This window comes from Herbiconiux daphne (assembly GCF_024979295.1).
GTDB classification, from domain to species: domain Bacteria; phylum Actinomycetota; class Actinomycetes; order Actinomycetales; family Microbacteriaceae; genus Herbiconiux; species Herbiconiux daphnes.
Genome location: NZ_JANLCJ010000633.1, coordinates 1 through 570, shown reverse-complemented (window position 1 = coordinate 570; position 570 = coordinate 1). Strand labels below are relative to the sequence as shown.

Sequence of the window (570 nt, the reverse complement as noted above, 5' to 3'; positions counted from 1 at the left end):
AAACCCACGCGCGCGAGGTTTTTGATGTAGAGGTTTTCATGGCGCAGCCACCAGCCATTCGTCCTCTCAAACATCGGGATCTCGACGCCCCCGAGGTGGTAGGCGTCGCGGAATAGCGTGAAGCAATCCATCACCCCATGATCAAACTTGCGCCCGAGCAGGTGCGGCACGTTGCGGAATTTGCGGAGCTGGCCGCCCTGCGCCAGCCACCACGGCAGCTCGGTCACGACCTGCGCAGCTCGGTCAGCAGCGGAGAGAACCGGCAGGTCGCCGACGTGCGAGTGGAAAATGGCGGTGATCAGCCCTTGTTCCTCGGCCAGAATCCAGTCGAGCTCGTCGATTCGGAAATGGTTCGCGGGGTCGGGGTGAATGTTGCGGCAGGGGAATAAACGCTGGTCGTCGATGATAAGGCCGCACACCTCGACGTCAGGATGTGCGGCGGCGTAGTTGAGACAATCGAGCTCGGGAGTCATCACGTCACCTTTTGCGCGCCAGGGAAACACGAAATCGGCAGCACTCGCGGGCGCGGGTATCGCAGGCGGCAGCCTGAGCGCCGGTGACTGCATTTGT

Annotated in this window: 1 protein-coding gene; it reads right to left on the bottom strand. The window is 61.9% G+C overall.

The window, feature by feature from the left end; translation table 11 throughout:
- Positions 1-473, bottom strand: a 473-nt coding sequence (locus tag N1032_RS26865) for a C40 family peptidase (RefSeq protein ID WP_259543734.1), incomplete at its 3' end; no start/stop codon positions are given.
- Positions 474-570 lie beyond the last annotated feature (97 nt).